Source organism: Anaerotruncus sp. 1XD42-93 (assembly GCF_009917605.1).
Lineage (GTDB): Bacteria > Bacillota > Clostridia > Oscillospirales > Ruminococcaceae > Anaerotruncus.
This window is the reverse complement of the sequence record NZ_QZEG01000142.1, coordinates 1-2,346: the sequence shown is the minus strand read 5'-3', so window position 1 is coordinate 2,346 and position 2,346 is coordinate 1. Positions and strand designations below refer to the sequence as shown.

General features: G+C 39.3%; 2 protein-coding genes. Both read left to right on the top strand.

What is annotated here, in order from left to right:
- The first annotated feature begins 633 nt into the window (after positions 1–633).
- Positions 634–996: a hypothetical protein gene (locus D5269_RS17455; protein ID WP_147408061.1), complete on the top strand. Its 363-nt coding sequence runs from the start codon at positions 634–636 to the stop codon at positions 994–996.
- A gap of 105 nt (positions 997–1,101) precedes the next feature.
- On the top strand, positions 1,102–1,587 hold the full coding sequence (locus tag D5269_RS17450; RefSeq protein WP_016315040.1) for a hypothetical protein: 486 nt from the start codon (positions 1,102–1,104) through the stop codon (positions 1,585–1,587).
- Positions 1,588–2,346 lie beyond the last annotated feature (759 nt).

Here is a 2,346-nt window from a genome sequence, read left to right as displayed (position 1 = left end):
ATATCATGTCGATGCTGTTCCCTCGCCATTTTTCTGCCCTCCTGCTACTTTGAGGACTATTATAGCACATTCCTATTGACGACACAACCTAGAAACAAATACACTGGCTGTCCCCCAAAATCATTTCATCTATCTTGGTATAATTGCAGGCCTATGTGTTCCCTGGGATGGCTCAGCCCTCTGCCGCGCCTGCTCTTCTTTCGTGGTTGATATTATTTACAAATATAATTACCAAGAAAAAAACAATTTAGAAAGACTTGACATTAAAATATATTTATGGTATTTTTACTACAGTAACATTCTTGACATAGATTACTAGGGCTTGCTTGATAATTTGTGATATACAAAATGGCATGGGATTTCAGCCGTTGGCAAACAAATTTTCGCAGGAATCCTAGTGGATTTCAGGGAAAATTTGTGCTACTCAGCGGTTGATAGACCACTCGATTGGGTAGGTTGTAAATTACTATTGAGAAAGGAGGATGGATTGTTGAAACATATGAATCCATATAGGTACAAGAACGGAGACAGAAATGTCTACTGCAACACTGTATAAAGATCAATGGGATTTTTGTACAATGTTGCTAGAACAGTTGGTTGTTGAATAACAAATTAGAAAAGGTGAGATGTGTTATGAAAAAGTTTATAGGTCTTTTGCTTACCGTGGTAGCGGTTATATCTATGATGGTGGTAACTGCTAGTGCTGCTTCTCTTCCGCTTCCGGCTGAAGAAATTGCTCAACTGAGAGCAGAAATCACTGCAAAATCAGCAGCTGATAGCGTTAATGCGAGTGATGAAGTGATTCTTCCGAATCATTTCGACTCTCATCACATTAGTGCTCATGCTACTTGCAATCATGTGGGTACTGAGAAAGTGACAACTCGTGCTGGCAGCTGCTATTGCGGAAGTGGTTTTGTTTATAAGATTACTTGTAAACCATGTGGAGCTTTTGTAGGTGCAATGTGCACTAATGTATATTGTACTTATTGGGATTAAGTCGACATATTTAATAGTTTGCATACGCTTCTGGCCTATAGACTTTTAGTTTGTAGGCCGGAGGCGTATACAAGTATATAGATAAGAATGGGAGAGGATAACAGTATGGATATTTCAAAATTAAATGTTCCTCTGATGTATTTTAAGCAAAAGGAAACAAGAAATGGACTAATTGCTGACGATTCATCTACTTCAGCCTTTTTGCCTATGTTACAGTTTGTATTAAAAAATGTAGATATTAGTGAAAAAACGCTTGACACATCGTGTGACTGCGGCAACAAAGAGAAATGTAAGTGTAATAGCGAAGATGAAATGAGTGAAGTGACTGAACCTAAAAAAAGTGGATTGGCGGCTTGTATGGAGTGCCCAATGAGAGAGTCTGGTCAATGTGAGCTTTGGAATGGCAAGGAAGATGATTTTGGGCTGCTTATTGGGACCACTTCAACAACTAGGAGTATTTCTTTGGCACACGATGTTTCTTTAGATGAGCAGTCGGGTATTCGCCCTGATTTGTTTCCGCTAACTAAGGTATGGTTAGATTATAATGGTGCGTATGCTTACATAGATAAAAAAAAATTAGGAAGACTATGAAATATTAACTGATAAGCATCATAAAGGTGCAGATGAAATATACAATTTCATGCTTATAGATCAAATAATAGGTGCGGTTTTCCATATAGGGAGAACCGCACTTTTTGTGCTCTTTTGGAAGAAAGGAGGATAGGTACCATATGAGGGGCATAGAAGCAGAGTGATGGCAAGTGGTACTACTTCTATGTAGACAGAGCAATCGCGATGAATACCATCATTAACGGACATACCATCGGTTCGGATGAAAATAGAAATAAATAAATGGAAAGGATTCGGTTCAACATTAAAAACACTCGAAACCATACAACGGAATACCGCCATGGGTAATTAGGAGCCGTATCCCAGGCTGCCCCATCCTTTTTATGTTGCATACCATGGTATTACTTTCTCTCGGTAATGGAAGAGCAGATTAAACTGGAGCGCAAGGAAGGTATCCGAGTAAGCCGAAAACACCTGATGAAAACAGGGAAGTGTTTGAGCGAATTAGACCTGTTTTTGCGTCATTCCTCTTGCCAGCATCTCTTTGATTTACGGCAATAACTTTTTGTATACTGATATTTCCTTGCCATATATTACCCCCTGATGTAGTTCTTTTTCTACATCAGGGGGTGTCTATTGTCCGCTTTCACCGGTTTAGTACAACGCTTCAGTGTACCTTTTCTTACCTATAAACTCTCACCACTTAGATGGTGTCGTCAATAAAGAAGGAGCCAAATAGCAATACAACGTATTTGGACAGCAGCAGCGAAAGAAGCGGCA

Bases quoted from the DNA above. Each gene is read 5' to 3' on its own strand.
- D5269_RS17455 (WP_147408061.1), top strand. From the start codon at position 634: ATGAAAAAGTTTATAGGTCTTTTGCTTACCGTGGTAGCGGTTATATCT.
- D5269_RS17450 (WP_016315040.1), top strand. From the start codon at position 1,102: ATGGATATTTCAAAATTAAATGTTCCTCTGATGTATTTTAAGCAAAAG.